Source organism: Chamaesiphon sp. VAR_48_metabat_403, from assembly GCF_031422475.1.
Lineage (GTDB): Bacteria > Cyanobacteriota > Cyanobacteriia > Cyanobacteriales > Chamaesiphonaceae > Chamaesiphon.
On sequence record NZ_JANPLS010000453.1, the window covers coordinates 1 to 15,280 of the forward strand.

14 protein-coding genes are annotated in these 15,280 nt (G+C 44.5%); 5 read left to right on the forward strand and 9 right to left on the reverse strand.

Features of this window, described 5'->3' with window-relative positions; all coding sequences use genetic code 11:
• Positions 1 to 1,935, reverse strand: a 1,935-nt coding sequence (locus RMO79_RS21710) for a ribonuclease R (protein WP_310485345.1), incomplete at its 3' end; no start/stop codon positions are given.
• Positions 1,936 to 2,457: 522 nt separating this feature from the next.
• Here RMO79_RS21710 and RMO79_RS21715 point away from each other — a divergent pair.
• From RMO79_RS21715 to RMO79_RS21725, 3 genes are all read left to right on the forward strand, one after another.
• Complete coding sequence (locus RMO79_RS21715) at positions 2,458 to 3,846, forward strand: nicotinate phosphoribosyltransferase (RefSeq protein ID WP_396136656.1); 1,389 nt, start codon at positions 2,458 to 2,460, stop codon at positions 3,844 to 3,846.
• 191 nt (positions 3,847 to 4,037) lie between these two features.
• The gene (locus RMO79_RS21720; RefSeq protein ID WP_310485347.1) at positions 4,038 to 4,619 is read left to right on the forward strand and encodes a nicotinate-nucleotide adenylyltransferase; all 582 of its coding nucleotides are present in this window, start codon (positions 4,038 to 4,040) and stop codon (positions 4,617 to 4,619) included.
• Between the two features lie 59 nt (positions 4,620 to 4,678).
• Entirely contained in the window at positions 4,679 to 5,413 is a 735-nt protein-coding gene (locus RMO79_RS21725) for an NrtR DNA-binding winged helix domain-containing protein (protein ID WP_310485348.1), read from the forward strand.
• A gap of 81 nt (positions 5,414 to 5,494) precedes the next feature.
• On the opposite strand, the gene cdiI is transcribed toward RMO79_RS21725, so the two are convergent.
• Positions 5,495 to 5,848, reverse strand: a complete 354-nt coding sequence (gene cdiI, locus RMO79_RS21730) for a ribonuclease toxin immunity protein CdiI (protein WP_310485349.1) — start codon at positions 5,846 to 5,848, stop codon at positions 5,495 to 5,497.
• Between the two features lie 252 nt (positions 5,849 to 6,100).
• Between cdiI and RMO79_RS21735 the strand changes: the two genes are divergently transcribed.
• Positions 6,101 to 7,756 (forward strand): NAD+ synthase, encoded by a 1,656-nt coding sequence (locus tag RMO79_RS21735; protein ID WP_396136655.1) that lies wholly within the window; start codon positions 6,101 to 6,103, stop codon positions 7,754 to 7,756.
• A gap of 20 nt (positions 7,757 to 7,776) precedes the next feature.
• Here the strand turns inward: RMO79_RS21735 and RMO79_RS21740 are convergent, their stop codons facing one another.
• The 5 genes from RMO79_RS21740 to RMO79_RS21760 all read right to left on the reverse strand — a co-directional run bounded on the left by RMO79_RS21740 (position 7,777) and on the right by RMO79_RS21760 (position 12,499).
• The gene (locus tag RMO79_RS21740; protein WP_310485350.1) at positions 7,777 to 7,974 is read right to left on the reverse strand and encodes a hypothetical protein; all 198 of its coding nucleotides are present in this window, start codon (positions 7,972 to 7,974) and stop codon (positions 7,777 to 7,779) included.
• Positions 7,975 to 8,002: 28 nt separating this feature from the next.
• Positions 8,003 to 8,410, reverse strand: a complete 408-nt coding sequence (locus RMO79_RS21745; RefSeq protein ID WP_310485351.1) for a hypothetical protein — start codon at positions 8,408 to 8,410, stop codon at positions 8,003 to 8,005.
• A 3-nt stretch (positions 8,411 to 8,413) separates the two neighbouring features.
• Positions 8,414 to 8,983 (reverse strand): hypothetical protein, encoded by a 570-nt coding sequence (locus tag RMO79_RS21750; protein ID WP_310485352.1) that lies wholly within the window; start codon positions 8,981 to 8,983, stop codon positions 8,414 to 8,416.
• An 83-nt stretch (positions 8,984 to 9,066) separates the two neighbouring features.
• The gene (recG, locus tag RMO79_RS21755) at positions 9,067 to 11,577 is read right to left on the reverse strand and encodes an ATP-dependent DNA helicase RecG (RefSeq protein ID WP_310485353.1); all 2,511 of its coding nucleotides are present in this window, start codon (positions 11,575 to 11,577) and stop codon (positions 9,067 to 9,069) included.
• A gap of 37 nt (positions 11,578 to 11,614) precedes the next feature.
• Positions 11,615 to 12,499: a hypothetical protein gene (locus tag RMO79_RS21760; protein WP_310485354.1), complete on the reverse strand. Its 885-nt coding sequence runs from the start codon at positions 12,497 to 12,499 to the stop codon at positions 11,615 to 11,617.
• A gap of 306 nt (positions 12,500 to 12,805) precedes the next feature.
• Between RMO79_RS21760 and rlmN the strand changes: the two genes are divergently transcribed.
• Positions 12,806 to 13,861 (forward strand): 23S rRNA (adenine(2503)-C(2))-methyltransferase RlmN, encoded by a 1,056-nt coding sequence (rlmN, locus tag RMO79_RS21765; RefSeq protein ID WP_310485355.1) that lies wholly within the window; start codon positions 12,806 to 12,808, stop codon positions 13,859 to 13,861.
• A 122-nt stretch (positions 13,862 to 13,983) separates the two neighbouring features.
• Here rlmN and aroH read toward each other — a convergent pair whose 3' ends face one another.
• Together aroH and sppA are read right to left on the reverse strand one after the other, a co-directional pair.
• Positions 13,984 to 14,349: a chorismate mutase gene (gene aroH, locus RMO79_RS21770; RefSeq protein WP_310485356.1), complete on the reverse strand. Its 366-nt coding sequence runs from the start codon at positions 14,347 to 14,349 to the stop codon at positions 13,984 to 13,986.
• A 49-nt stretch (positions 14,350 to 14,398) separates the two neighbouring features.
• On the reverse strand, positions 14,399 to 15,220 hold the full coding sequence (sppA, locus tag RMO79_RS21775; RefSeq protein WP_310485357.1) for a signal peptide peptidase SppA: 822 nt from the start codon (positions 15,218 to 15,220) through the stop codon (positions 14,399 to 14,401).
• Positions 15,221 to 15,280 lie beyond the last annotated feature (60 nt).

Consider the following 15,280-nt stretch of genomic DNA (forward strand, 5'->3'; position numbering starts at 1 on the left):
TTTGGTACGATCGTTCAGATGAGCGATCGATCCGGCAATTTGCATTTCTAAGTCTTGCTGAACTGTTGGTGTGAGGACATTCCAGGTGATTTGTCCGTGGCAGCTACTACTGGTTAAGTCGAGTATTTCCTTCGCACGGGAGGTTTTGCGATCGCGTCCGTTGGCGAAAACTACGTGCAGTACGCGCTGAATTAAAATGACGGGATAGCGACGCAGAGGCGAGACGGCGTGGGTATAACCATTTTCGATCGCCAGTCCGAAATGAGTGCCCGGTACCGTGCTATATACCGTCGTTTTGAGTAACGATTTGAACAGGTAGTTGAGTACCTGCGGCACTGGCGATTGGGGAAATTGGAGGCTCAAGCGTTGTAAGTCGGCGACGCTGACTTCGGTTTCGACTTCGCCCTCGAAGTTTAAGCCGAGATTGATTGCTAGCTTAATTGTATCGTTGACTTCTACCAGTTCGGGATTGTGTTGAACGGCATAAATCCCCGGTACTTGGAGTGCTTGAAGGTGAGAGGCGATCGCGTAATTTGCCATCACCATCACATCGGTAAGTAACGATTGCGGATCGTCTAAGAAAATGACTCCCAATCTGCCTTCATCGGCAAAGGGGGCTTGTTTCTGGAGCAGATCTACTTCCAGACCCCCCCTAGATTGTCGCTGCGCTCTGAAAGCGGGGGCAATTGTCGTCCAGATCGGTTTGATAATTTCGATCGCTTGGGGGTCGATTTCGTTGGGTTCGCCTGTCAAGACGGTGGCGATCTGCGTCGGATCGAGCAACCAATCGAGCCGAATCCGACTGGGTTGGATGTTAAATTCGATTAATTCCCCGCGCTCGTTGAGCGAGAGAAATACCGAGATCGCCAAGCGATCGGCTCCCGGCACGAATCCACAATTTTGATGTACCGCCTCAGGCAAGAGGGGAATGATATTTTCGCCTAGATATACTGCCGTACCGCGTTTGCGGGCTTCACGATCGAGTCTGTCGTCGGCAGTAATATAACTGGCGATATCGGCAATATGTACGCCCATTCGCCAGATATCCCCCTCTAAATGCTCGATCGACAGCGCGCTGTCGATCGGCCCTGATTCCGTGCTGACGGCGATTGTGGGCAATTGCGTCAGATCCATGCGTTTTGACGCGATCGGATCTTTAAATCCCTTGGTAACCTTGGCAGCAGCAGCTTCTACGGCGGGGAGAAAGGCTTGATGCAGATCGTGTTTGCAGGTGACAATATCGATATCGGCGGCTGACTCTGTAGTGGTACCCAGCACTCTAGTGACTTTGCCTGTCGGTAAATCTTGCCCGATCGCATGACGCAAGACATCGACATGTACCAGATGATCGAGAATATTGTCGAGTTCGATCGGCTCGGCTCCGTTGGTGGGATGATGACCGTTAGTAGTCACATCTAACTCAAATAACAGCCTGTCGTCTAAGGGAATCGCCCGATATTCGCCTGTTTCTAACCGTTTGACTTTTGCCAATACCGAAGGATTAGCCCGCTCTAAAATCAGCTTGACGGCACCTTCAGGACTGCGCCGTCTAGTCCCCTCTTTAATCGTTTCGATCAACACCCGATCGCCATTCCAGGCATTGCTGAGATGACTTTCGCGGATGTAAATATCATCGGCACCTTCTCGATCTTGAATCGCAAAGCAAAACCCCTTACTCGAACAGCGTAGCTTCGCTTCGACAATTGTATCTGTTAGTTCGCGCCGAAATTTGCCCTTCTCTTTTACCAAGATGCCAATTTTTTCGAGTAATTCTAAAGCCAGATCCAACTGATCCACACTTGCGGGAGTTTCACAGCCTAACTTCTTTTCTAGTATTTTTGGGGTAACTAACTTCTCCGGACTAACATGCGATAGCAGCGTGGCGATCGAAAATTCCATATAGTTTAATTTACCTCCACCCAAGAACATATTCATTTATTAAATTTGTATTATTGCTAACTTACGGGAGATTGTGCGCGGGTGCTATTTTCCGACAATTCTAGCAACACTCAAGTATCCGAACGCAGTTGCTGGCTATGCTGGTGGATGGCGGTGGTTGTGAGGCCGATCGCTGGCAGTTTCACTACATTTTAAACACTAGCATTACTTCGGGAAATCGATTACGTAATTATCCAATCGTAATTGACGAAGTTAGTAACTGCATTGTTGACTTTTATGACAACAGTACATGATGCATATCTTTATCATATTACCCCTGAATGTCACTTCTGATACCATTTCGATCGATAGCTTTTAGGTTTTAGGCTTTAGGCATTAGGTTTGAGGCTTTAGGTTTTAGGGAAGAAGGGTAAAGGGTAAAGGGGATAGGCTTTGGATTTTAAGAAATCGTACTCCTTACTTCCCCCGCACTCCACTCAAAATCGATCGGGCATAAATCGCCCTTGACATATTATGGTAACAAATACCATAATAGAAGAAGCCTATTTTGAGTAAATGATGAATTCTGTAATTACACCAACCAGCACTAACCTCTCACGATCGACATCGATATCATCCTTGTGTAATGAAGACTACGGCTTCTTAACCGATCTGTACCAACTGACGATGACAGCTTGTTATGTGGGCGAATCGCTCGATCGATCTGTGGCTAGTTTTGAGCTATTTGTCAGGAAACTACCAAAAGGGTTCGGTTATTTAATCGCGATGGGATTGGCGCAAGCTTTAGAATATCTCGAACGATTTCAGTTTCGCCCCGATCTCATTGCCCAATTACAAGCCACAGGCATTTTTGACAACGCCCCTGCTAAATTTTGGGAGTTACTAGCCACCGCTCGGTTTACAGGCGACGTGTGGGCGGTACCAGAAGGGACGGCGATTTTTGCCAACGAGCCGATTTTGCGGATTGAAGCACCTTTATGGCAGGCTCAAATTGTTGAGACTTACCTGCTCAATACCATTAACTATCAAACCCTAATTGCGACTAGAGCCGCTAGGTTGCGAGATGTTGCAGGTGCGGATGCCACTTTACTCGAATTTGGTACCCGGAGGGCATTTAGCCCTCAAGCTTCGATTTGGGCGGCACGAGCGGCGATTGCGGGTGGATTGGATACAACTTCAAATGTGTTAGCTGCACTAAAATTAGGTTGTCAACCGAGCGGTACGATGGCACATGCCCTAGTCATGGCAATCGGCGCGAAGGCAGGTAGTGAATCAGCGGCATTTGAAGCTTTTCACCGTTATTTTCCAGGCGCACCACTACTTATCGATACCTATGATTCGATCGCCGCAGCTACAATGTTAGCCGAACGAGTAGCGGCAGGAGAAATCGAATTATCGGGGATTCGGTTGGATTCGGGAGATTTAATAACTTTATCCAAACAAGTTAAATCTATCTTACCAAATGTCGATATTTTTGCCAGTGGCGATCTCGATGAATGGGAGATTGCCAAATTGAGATCCGCAGGAGCACCGATTAATGGTTATGGATTGGGGACTAAATTAGTAACTGGCAACCCAGTTAATGGGGTGTATAAATTAGTGGAGATTGATAATATTCCGACAATGAAGCGATCGACAGATAAGATGACCTACTCTAGCAAAAAACAGATTTTTCGTCAAGCTCGATCGGGACAATTTACCGGAGATATTTTGGGTTTAGCCAGTGAGGGCAAGGGTTTATTACAGCTAGTGATGAGCGATGGCAATCGGCTTCAACCAGATGACGATTTAGCCACGATTAGAAAGCGTACGGATGCAAATGTAGCTAGTTTACCTGTCGAGATTCGGGATATTAATTACGATGGACTATCCCCAGTGACGATCTCACCAGCATTAGCAAAACTCACCCAAGAATTAATGGGAATCCCCCTGTCTTGTCTCGCATAATCCCCCTTAAAAAGGGGGGTTAGGGGGGATTCCGATCTCAAAACGAAGTCTATCCAACTTGTGTATACACCGTAGCCTTAAAAAGGGGACTTTAAAAGCCCCCTTTCCAAGGGGGTTGGGGGATTTAGATCTGCGCTATTCAAAGATATTCTAAAATTATTTCTATCCACTATCCCCTATCCAATAATCCAATGAAAATTGCCCTATTTGGCACCAGTGCCGATCCGCCGACTATTGCTCACCAACAGATAATTACTTGGTTGGCATCGCAATTCGATCTCGTCGCAGTATGGGCGGCAGATAATCCATATAAAGAGCATGGCGCATCACTAGAACAGCGATCGCAAATGCTAGAGTTATTGATATCAGAAATTGAGCCACCAGTAAATCGATCCACCCAAGTTTACCGCAGTTTGAGTAGTAGGCGGACATTTGAAAGTTTGATTACGGCTCAAAAAATTTGGAGCGATAGTGAATTTATTCTTACCATCGGCGCAGATTTAATTACCCAATTACCACAATGGTACCGCGCTAGCGAATTATTAGATCGAGTTAAATTATTAATCGTGCCGCGCACTGGTAATAAAATCGAACCAACCGATCTCCAACGCCTCAAAGATCTCGGAGCGCAAATTGCGATCGCACCTTTATCGACACCAGCTATTTCTTCTACAGCCATTAGAAATAGTCACTCCATTCAAGGCATAGCTCCGAGCGTAGCTACATATATTCAAAACCACAATTTATACTCGATAAATAATGTTCTTAAATAGAGCCAGTGGCAAGATAAAATTCATTAATCTGTAACGATAATCTCAAATCTAAAACCCGAATGACTCCCGCGACAGAACGAAACTCAAATAAACAGATGCTGGCTGATTTTAAAGTTGGCGTAGATAACGTTATCTTCTCGATCGATACCCAGCAAAATCGTCTACTCATCCTTTTAGTAATGCGTCACGATGAACCCTATTTAGGTGCTTGGTGCTTGCCCGGTACATTAGTTAGAAAAGGTGAAGCCTTAGAAGCTGCTGCCGATCGCATCCTTTCTGAAAAAATCAAAGTTGACAACCTTTATTTAGAACAATTATATACCTTTGGCGGCCCCGGACGCGATCCGCGCGAAGCAGTAGATAGTTATGACGTTCGATATTTATCTGTCAGTTATTTTGCCTTAGTTAGATACGAAGCAGCCGAATTAATTGCCACAGGAGTCGGCGGAATTGCTTGGTATCCGATCGACAAATTACCCGATCTTGCCTTCGATCATCGTCAAATTATCGAATACGGACATCAACGCCTGCGGAATAAACTAGAATATAGTCCGATCGCGTTTGATGTATTACCAGAACTCTTTACTCTCAGCGATATTTACCAACTATATACAACCGTTCTCGGTGAATCGTTCTCCGATTATTCTAACTTTAGAAATAGATTAATTAAACTCAAATTCCTCGAAGAAACAGGTATTAAATCTTCGCGCGGTAGCGGTCGTCCGGCTAGTTTATATCGCTTCGATCCGGTGGCATTTGCGCCGTTAAAAGATAAGCCATTGTTGTTTGTTTGAAATTGATGATATTTATATGGCTAGAGCAATCATAATTAAATTTGTGGGCAATGCCCACCCTATCGGGACTTTTGAGCTGACCTATTTCATTTTGTCGATAATTGCTTGAATATGTTTTTTATCAACACAGTTTGGATAAATAAAAATGTACCTTTCACATGCAACCTTTAATATGCTTCTAAAGTCTTCTTCTGAGATTACAACGCTATCATCAAAGTAGTAGCAATAAACCCCATCATGTATTTCTTCATCTTCGTCTTTTCCATCAGTTGGAAATACACATCCAGCATGTTCAGTTCCGCAACCTTGACCGTTAGTGACATGATTTAAACCCCAATAAAAATAATGACCGCTTAATGTATTTAAAAACTCTTTAACAACCCAGAAAGGATCGCTATCATATTGAATGCCTTCAAACAGATTAGGACTTAACATATAAGCTTATATAAATAATGAAAATTTGTAGGACAGAAGATTAGTTAAGTAGGGTGGGCAATGCCCACCATCTAGAGCGTGAAAAAATCACGTTGGTTATGTCGATCGATTTAGATATTAGTGAGGTTGGGCGGGTTTGAATTAGATCTCTGGTGCAATCGTTATTAGTTGCATAAACCCGCCCCTACAGATCTGATATTTCTCAATCATATATTTCTCTGCGTCCTTTGCGTCTCTGCGGTTAAAAATATCATGAAAATAGCACTAGCCCAACTCAATCCCACCATTGGCGATTTAAAAAATAACGCCCAACAGATTTTAACAACCGCCCACCAAGTAGCCACCCAAGGAGTAAAACTATTACTCACCCCCGAATTATCCTTGTGTGGCTATCCACCGCGAGACTTATTACTTAACGCTCACTTTATTACCGAAATGGAGCAAACCCTCCATCAGTTAGCAACAGAGTTACCGCCAGATTTACACGTATTAATCGGGCTAGCTACCCCCAATCCTAACTTCACAGTTATGGGTGGCAAACCATTATTTAATAGTATCGCCTTACTAACGGCTGGAAAGGTGCAGAATATCTTCCACAAGCGACTGTTACCGACTTATGATGTCTTTGATGAAAATCGGTACTTTACCCCCGGTAGCGAGGCAAATTACTTCACCATAGACGATATTAAAGTCGGGCTGACAGTCTGTGAAGATTTGTGGAATGATGAAGACTTTTGGGGTAAACGTAGTTATTTAGTAAATCCGATCGCTGAATTAGCCGCACACAATATCGATCTATCGGTCAATCTTTCTGCTTCACCCTATTGTGTGGGCAAGCAACAGCTACGCGCAGCAATGTTAAAACATACCGCAATTAAATACGATCGAGCGGTATTATATGTCAATCAAGTTGGGGCAAATGACGACCTGATTTTTGATGGTTGTAGCTTGGGATTCGATCGATCGGGCGAACTAATTTGTCGGGGTGAATCATTCGATCGCGACTTAATTATCGTCGAATTTGATGAGATTAAACAAGACTTGAAACCTGGTAAAATTCAGCCCCAACCCGACTGTGACGATGCCGAAATTTGGCAAGCATTAGTATTAGGCGTACGAGACTATATTAGCAAATGTGGTTTTCAAAAAGTAATCTTAGGCTTGAGCGGTGGCATCGATTCCGCACTCGTCGCCGCAATAGCCGCCGCAGCGGTGGGAGCCGACAAAGTTTTGGGCGTATTAATGCCGTCTACCTATAGCTCATCGCATTCTGTCACCGATGCGATCGCGGTAGCTGCTAATCTAGGAATTAACACCGAAACTATCCCCATTGGCGATTTAATGCAGGGATTCGATGGCACTCTAGATCCCCTATTTACAGGTACTGAATTTGGACTAGCCGAAGAAAATATCCAATCGCGGATTCGTGGGACATTATTAATGTCGATCTCCAATAAATTCGGACATCTACTGCTCTCAACTGGCAATAAATCTGAAATGGCGGTAGGTTATTGTACCCTCTATGGTGATATGAATGGTGGTTTAGCTGTCATTGCCGACGTGCCTAAAATGCGGGTATTTTCGATCTGTAAATGGTTGAATCGATCGCGCGAAGTTATCCCCCATAATATTATTATTAAACCACCCAGCGCGGAATTAAAACCCGGACAAGTAGACCAAGATTCATTACCACCTTATGAAATCCTCGATGCTATTTTAGATGCGATCGTCTGCGAACATCAATCCCCAGAGCAAATAATCGATCGCGGTTACGATCCGCAAGTAGTCGAGAAAATAACCAAGCTAGTCAAGCGTGCCGAATTCAAACGCCGTCAAGCTCCCCCCGGTTTGAAAATAACCGATCGAGCTTTTGGTACGGGTTGGCGAATGCCGATCGCTGCTAAGTAAGTTATTATTAATACAGAAATTTAGCAATCTGTATTATTTTTAATTCTGACTATAAAGCGATCGATTTCTGTATTTTTAGATATCTCTGAGCCTGAATTAGCTGACTCTGCTTCAACTAATTCTAGACAGTATTTTTCTAAATCTATTGCAAACTGCTCTTGAGTCACGTTTGCAAAATAATTTTCTAAAATTTTCTCGGATTTATCTATATCTAACATTTTTTATATTTACAATAATATTTGGCATCTATTTAGCGATAAGATGCACGTCCAATTCTAGGATTTCAGCTACTTCTTGAATACTCATTCCTTTCTTCAAAAGTTTAGGAGCAATTTCCAACTTATTTTGTTGCTTTGCTTGTTGATAAATTTCTGTATTTTCAATTTTAGTCAATTCTGAATCATCGATCTCTGCTGCGATAAGCTCTGGACAAAATTCTTCTAGGGTTTGTCGATCGATTATTGAGTTGCAATTATTTGAAATCAGATCGGACGTGTCTGAGATCTGAATGTCTTTTGTTGCTTCTGATTTTTCTGTGAAAAGGTAGGGCGAAGATTTTCGTAAATTCTCCAAAAATTCTTCGTCAGTAACAGTCGCAAAGTGATTGGTGACTAGTCTTTTAAATTCTCTGGGATCTATTGGCATTTTAATCACTCATCAAATTTGATGTATACAGGAGTACTCAATTAAGTTGACGTTCGCAATTGCAATTTGAACATGAGTCTTATCAAAAATCGCCGAATCTGGAAAAATTCTTTTTCCTTCTACAAATGCAGATCTTATCGCTCCAATCGACCTTTGTTTCGATAATGAGACTTTAACGTAGTCAAAAAATGCACAGTCTAGGTAACGTTTGCCGGGGATATCGGGGTTTTGCGTTGGCAATACTGCCCCTATCCTCTGATAAATTGCGGTAAATCCATTATAGCTGTTCATCCAAAAATCAGGATTCTCGAAATCTGCCATATCTAGCAAATCGAGACATGTTTTGTCCAGTCTTAACCTGGATTTGATTACGGCTGGCTCGTGTCGGTACATTTTCTGTGCCCAATGCAGCGCATGATTGGGTGCATCCTGCCAAAAATAAACTCCCGTACCTAGCCAATCATATCCATTCGTGCTGGGTTGAAAACCTTCGGCAATAATTTTGTCGGCGCGACTGCGGCTGGTGCCATGATATCCATATACCCAAATCGTATCGTTTGAATCGTCGTTACTACTCGTCATTCCTGAAAATCGATATTTAGTGCCTCAATTCTGCCGATCTTACCACCCGCGAACGGCACTAGATTGAGAAATCATTTGCGATGTTAAGTCAAGATACTTCCGCCCATTAACTTATTAAAGCGATAATCTAACTCCGCTTTCAATCGTGGCGATCGGCTTAGATCTTTATCCTGTAAAATGACTTTTTCGGCGGCATCGCGCGCGATCGTCAACACCTCGCCATCTTCTGCTAAACTAGCTAAGGCAAAATCTGCCATCCCCGATTGACGGGTGCCTAGAACCTGCCCTGGGCCGCGTAATTGCATATCCATCTCGGAGATCCAAAATCCATCTTGGGACTGTTCTAGCACCTGTAGGCGTTGTTTAGCGTTGCTCGAACTGCTACCGCTCATCAGTAGGCAATAAGAACGATGTTCGCCCCGCCCGACGCGCCCGCGTAGTTGGTGGAGTTGGGATAAGCCGAAGCGTTCGGCGTTTTCGATGAGCATGACGGTGGCGTTGGGTACGTCTACGCCGACTTCGATGACGGTGGTGGAGACGATAATTTGGGTGACATTATCGCGAAATGCTCCGAGTGCGGCATCTTTATCTGCTGAAGCCATCCGCCCGTGGAGTAAGCCGACTTGATATTGGGGGAATACTTCGGTGGCTAATCGTTCGTGTTCGGCGGTGGCGGCGCGGAGATCGAGTTTTTCGGATTCTTCGACGAGGGGTAAAACGACGTATACTTGTCGCCCAAGGGCGATTTCGCGATGCATGAGTTCGTAAACTTGGCTGCGCTGGCGGCTATTGACGGCGTTAGTTTGAATCGGTTGTCTTCCGGCTGGTAGTTCGTCAATCTGGCTTACGTCTAAATCGCCGTGGAGGGTGAGGGCGAGGGTGCGGGGGATTGGTGTGGCTGTCATGGTGAGGACGTGAGGCTGGGAGCCTTTTTGCTGCAATTTAGCGCGTTGGAATACGCCGAAGCGATGTTGTTCGTCGATGACGACTAAGCCGAGGTTGCGAAAGTTGACCTTATCTTGAATTAAAGCATGTGTGCCGACTGCGATCGAGAGTTCGCCTGTCTCCAATTCGCTATATATTTGTCTCCGTTTGGCGGCTTTGGTGGAGCCTGTCAGGAGTTCTACAGGTAAATGTAAGAGGTTAAACCAGCCGACGAGTTTGCGATAATGTTGCTCGGCGAGAACTTCTGTGGGAGCCATGAGTGCGGTTTGATAGCCGGATTGAATGGCGGCGAGAATTGCCATAACGGCGACTACGGTTTTACCGGAACCGACATCGCCTTGTACTAACCGATTCATCGGTGCGGGTTGTTGGATATCTTCTAAGATTTCACTCACGACTCGCTGTTGAGCGTTGGTGAGTTGGAATGGTAGCAGTTCTTTGAACCTGTCGATTAATATTCCTGTCGGTTTGATGATGGTTTGAGTATGAGTCTGGCGTAATAAATGGCGGCGTTGCAAGAAGCCTAATTGGAGATAGAAAAATTCATCAAAAATTAGTCTGCGTCTGGCGGCTCCTTCAGTATCGCTATCTTCAGGGAAATGGATATTCTGAATCGATGCGGCTAAGCCCATCAAGCCATATTGTTCCAGTACTACTGTGGGGAGAGGATCTGTTAATAACTTCGCCGCAGGTAAAACTGTCACTACTGCTTCGCGGACGATATCGGCAGATACACCTTCTATTAATGGGTAAACTGGCAATATGCGCCCAATTTTGAGCGAAGAAATGCTCGCTTCACTATCTGCTAAGACTTCAATTTCGGGGTTATCTAAATTAATGCCATATTTACCCTGCTTGACTAATCCCGATGCGGCAATCCAACTTCCAACGGGATATTTACGTTTTAATGATTCTTGCCAACCGCGATTGCTATAACGAGTCCCGGCATAAAAACGACTGATTTTGAGGCTGCCAGTTTCGTCTTTAATGGTAATTTCTAAGACGTTGAGTTTTTTGTTTTTAGGACTGGTAAAAAAGTTGATTTTTCTAATAATACCGACGAGCGTGACGGTGGTACCGGGTTCTAGTTCGATAATGTTTATCTGTTTGGCATAGTCGATACGATCGCGGGGATAGTAATATAAAACATCTTTAACGGTTAATAATCCCAATCTAGCCAAAATTTCAGCTCTGCGAATTCCTAATTGGGGCAGATCGCGGAGGTAGCGATCGAGTGTTAAATTAGAATTGCTTTGAGTCGTAGAAATTGTCGGTAGCGAAATTTTAGGACTCAGTGGAGTTGCACTGGGGGTAGTATTAGCGCGAGATTCATTCGCTCTAACTAACTTAACTGGTGCTTGAGTGCTATGCTGCGCTGCGACTTGCTGAGCAATTTTTAAAAACTCACTAGCTTTAGCAATTAATAACTTACGATCGATTAAAGTCAGAGCGTGATACTTATCAAATTCAAAAGCTAATTCGCGCCAATGTTGACGATCTTTAGATGTTGCATGTGTCGGTGGTTTCCCAAAACTCAAGCACAAAAATTCACCGAAGCGGTACTGTTGCCCGACTAAATCGGTATAACCGTACTCTGCTTCGATGGCTAAAGCTTTTTGAATTCTCAACCAGTCTGGTGCGTCGGACATCGATCTGTACTTAAACGTAAACAATTACCGAAAGTTACTAGTCTTCAAACCAACTATTCCGCCAAGCTGATTCAGCTTCGGCGATTTTTAATTCTTGCTGTTTTTGAAGATATTCACGTCGCAGCATTTTACTTTTATCTACTAACTTCTCGATGTTTTTCCGTAGGCTTAAAACGTTAACATCAGAAAATTCAACTTCTGTCAATCGCATATAGAGGCTATGGATTTGCACGATCCGTGAAAAATCTTCTTCGTCTAAGTCGATGTTCATTCCCAAAGATCGATCGGTACCATTTTGCAAGCTAGTCTTCGATCCTTCGGCAGCACTTTGCTCTTCATTCAAATCTTGCTCGATGAATATACTTAATAAATTTGGAATATTTGCCGTACTTTCACCCTGTCGATCGGCTTCATTATTTGCTTCTAAAATCGGCTTAGGAATATTTGCTGGCATGATTCGTGCCTGTTGCAAAAGTAGATTAACTTTATAAGAAATTTCTTTTAAACTATGCGTAATTTCTGATTCGATATTCTGGTGCCAAGTTACCAACGATGTCGGAGTTGCAAACCAGTCGATCGGCATAATTGGCATAGAGGTTAATTCACCTGTCTGTTCGTCATCACTATCGTTATTACCACCAGGCGAATTAAGCTGAACTACTAAATTGGCAATAACATTACCAATGACTCGTTGCAAAGTTTTTAGTAATTGCGCCCGCTGATTGTAATTCAATTTTAAAAAATCATCTGGATAACAAGTCGTACACAAATGATAACAACTTTGAATCGACTGTTGCTTGAGTGTTAGTGCTAAACCTGCAAAATAACTCTGATAAGCAGCAGTTAGTTCTGTACCTAGTTTACTACTAGCTGACTGAAGATGATGTAAATCTTGTCCGACTTGTTCGATCGATCTAGCCATAAGAGGGGATAGGGAATAGGGGATAGTGGATAAGAATTATTATTTGAATGAATGGAAAGAATTAGTATCGATCGAGCAGATCGAACGTTGTTATAAAATTGTTGTCAGTAGAGAGTCGATCGAGCAGAAATTTAAATCATGGTGACAGCAAGACAAACTATTCAGTTAGAATAGGATTTCGACCTAGAGGTAGTAGCACTAACTCAATGGTTGGCTGACTAGGATCTCACCAGATTGTAGATGCGCGTTGCTCTGTCATAGTATTCCCCAGTTCGCTTCCTTTCGTAACCATAACTCTTCCACAACATGTCTGTCACTACTTTAGAACCCAACACTCAAAGCACGGCTACCCCTCTACTCGGCTTGAGTTTAGCAGAATTGACTACATGGGTACAGGCACAAGGACAACCAGCCTATCGGGGCAAACAATTATATCAGTGGATTTATCAACAGGGTGCAAAATCCTTAGCTGATGTTACCGTATTTTCTAAGCAGTGGCGCGAAACTGTCAAAGAAACCCCGATCGGTCGATCGACCATTCACGATCGGGCGGTCGCTAGCGATGGTACGATCAAATACTTACTCAAACTCCACGATGGACAAATTGTCGAAGCTGTTGGCATTCCCACGGCGAAACGGCTGACGGTGTGTGTCTCTTCGCAAGTTGGTTGCGCGATGGCTTGTACCTTCTGCGCGACAGGGATGGGTGGATTTACGCGCCATCTCCACCCGCATGAAATTATCGATCAAGTGCTGACAGTTCAAGAAGATTTCCAAGAGCGCGTCAGTCATGTGGTATTTATGGGCATGGGCGAACCCTTAGCTAATTTAGCTAATGTCGTTAAAGCTGTCAATTGCCTCAATAAAGATATCGGAATTTCCCAGCGATCGATTACCATTTCGACAGTGGGAATTCCTGGTAAAATTCACGAACTCGCCGAACACGAGCTGCAAGTTACCCTCGCCGTCAGTCTCCACGCGCCGACTCAACGACTCCGCACTAAATTAGTCCCCACCGCCGAACATTATCCCATCGGTGAGTTACTAGCCGAATGTCGAGATTACGTTCAAATTACCGGACGACGGTTGAGTGTCGAATACATTTTACTTGCAGGCGTAAACGACCAACCCAAACTCGCCGCAGAATTAGCCAGCCAACTGCGCGGCTTTCAAACTCATGTTAACTTAATTCCTTACAACCCGATCGACGATGCCGATTTCGATCGACCCACACCCAGAGATATCAAAGCGTTTGTAGACGTACTCGAACATCAACACATCGCCGTCAGCGTGCGTTATTCCAAAGGCTTAGGTGCAACAGCCGCTTGTGGGCAATTACGGGCAAATCGGGTTAGGGATTAGGCTTTAGGCTTTAGGTGTTAGGTGTTAGGTTTTGGGCTTTAAGGACGCTTGTGTCCTGGTGTTGATGTTAGGTTTCGTGTTGCGCTACTCAACCTACAATACTAATTGCTAACACCTAATCCCTAACTCACCAAACTCCGATCGGGGCGTAAATTACTCGCGCCGCGTAGATAAGGATGATAAACTTTAGCATCGGCGGGGAGATGGGCATGAATTAGAAACCGAATGCAGCGGGGGAGACTACCTTCGACGTGCATTTGTTGAACGTCCATTAAAGCGACATCTTGCCAATTGGGGTAGATGCGGCGAGCGATAGCGGCGGGAAAAACGGCATCTAAATCTTTAGTCGCCGTAAAAATGACACTGATGATGCGATCGGGATCGATCCGATTGCGATATTCTAATTCTTGCAGTAACTCGGTCACAGCGATCGCGATCGATGCCTCCGTATTTTCACTTGCTGTCGTCGCCCCTCGAATCGCTCTCATCTGCCACTCCACGCCGTCGCCTCCCCAAAATGTTAAATATCGATCCTGACTAGGGACGATATAACCATAATGGTTGTCCGCTAGTACTCATTTCAAATTGTACCCAATCTGCTGCCGATACTACTGTTGTCAACCCAGAAAATTGGCTTTGTAATATTCTACTTAACAGTGGCTTGCGTTCTTCGATCGTCTGAAGTTTCGCTTTTTCTGGATCTAACCCGGCTAATTCTGCCAGCCATAGTCTGGCATCTTCTTCCGCACCCAGTCGATCGACCATTCCAAATTCTACAGCCTGTTCGCCCGTAAAAATGCGTCCGTCAGCAAAAGTTCTGACCGTTGCGGGATCGAGATGGCGAGATTCTGCCACTGTATTGACAAATTGCTCGTAAGTACTATCGATGAGCGTTTGCAATATTTGTTCCTCAGGTGCGGTCAACTGCCGATCGAACGATAAAATATCTTTATATGGCCCCGATTTAATTACCTTAAACGATACGCCCACCCGATCGAGTAACTTCTCTAGATTATTTCCGCGCAGAATCACCCCAATACTGCCCGTGAGGGTGCCAGGATTTGCCATAATGTTCGGCGCACCCATCCCGATATAAACGCCCCCAGAAGCCGAAATATTCCCATAACTAGCGACGATTTTGACCTTGGGTTGCAGCCGTTGGAGTGCCCGATAAATTTCGTAAGAATCGCCGACAGTCCCGCCGGGGCTATCGATTCGCAGTAATAGAGCCGGATATTTACGCTCTTCAACTTCTCGCAGTGCCTTCAAAACTGCCTTACGCGTACCACTACCGATTGCCCCAGCAATTTCAATTCGGGCGATTTGTTTGGTAGCTTTTTGGTTGAACGGCCAGAACATAGTTAGGAGATGGGAGGTGGGAGACAAGGAGACGGGGAGTGTTCAAACACTATCCACTAT

Bases quoted from the DNA above. Each gene is read 5' to 3' on its own strand.
- RMO79_RS21740 (WP_310485350.1), bottom strand. From the start codon at position 7,974: ATGTTAGATATAGATAAATCCGAGAAAATTTTAGAAAATTATTTTGCA.
- RMO79_RS21735 (WP_396136655.1), top strand. From the start codon at position 6,101: ATGAAAATAGCACTAGCCCAACTCAATCCCACCATTGGCGATTTAAAA.
- RMO79_RS21750 (WP_310485352.1), bottom strand. From the start codon at position 8,983: ATGACGAGTAGTAACGACGATTCAAACGATACGATTTGGGTATATGGA.
- RMO79_RS21725 (WP_310485348.1), top strand. From the start codon at position 4,679: ATGACTCCCGCGACAGAACGAAACTCAAATAAACAGATGCTGGCTGAT.
- RMO79_RS21760 (WP_310485354.1), bottom strand. From the start codon at position 12,499: ATGGCTAGATCGATCGAACAAGTCGGACAAGATTTACATCATCTTCAG.
- cdiI (WP_310485349.1), bottom strand. From the start codon at position 5,848: ATGTTAAGTCCTAATCTGTTTGAAGGCATTCAATATGATAGCGATCCT.
- rlmN (WP_310485355.1), top strand. From the start codon at position 12,806: ATGTCTGTCACTACTTTAGAACCCAACACTCAAAGCACGGCTACCCCT.
- aroH (WP_310485356.1), bottom strand. From the start codon at position 14,349: ATGAGAGCGATTCGAGGGGCGACGACAGCAAGTGAAAATACGGAGGCA.
- RMO79_RS21720 (WP_310485347.1), top strand. From the start codon at position 4,038: ATGAAAATTGCCCTATTTGGCACCAGTGCCGATCCGCCGACTATTGCT.
- sppA (WP_310485357.1), bottom strand. From the start codon at position 15,220: ATGTTCTGGCCGTTCAACCAAAAAGCTACCAAACAAATCGCCCGAATT.
- RMO79_RS21715 (WP_396136656.1), top strand. From the start codon at position 2,458: ATGAATTCTGTAATTACACCAACCAGCACTAACCTCTCACGATCGACA.
- recG (WP_310485353.1), bottom strand. From the start codon at position 11,577: ATGTCCGACGCACCAGACTGGTTGAGAATTCAAAAAGCTTTAGCCATC.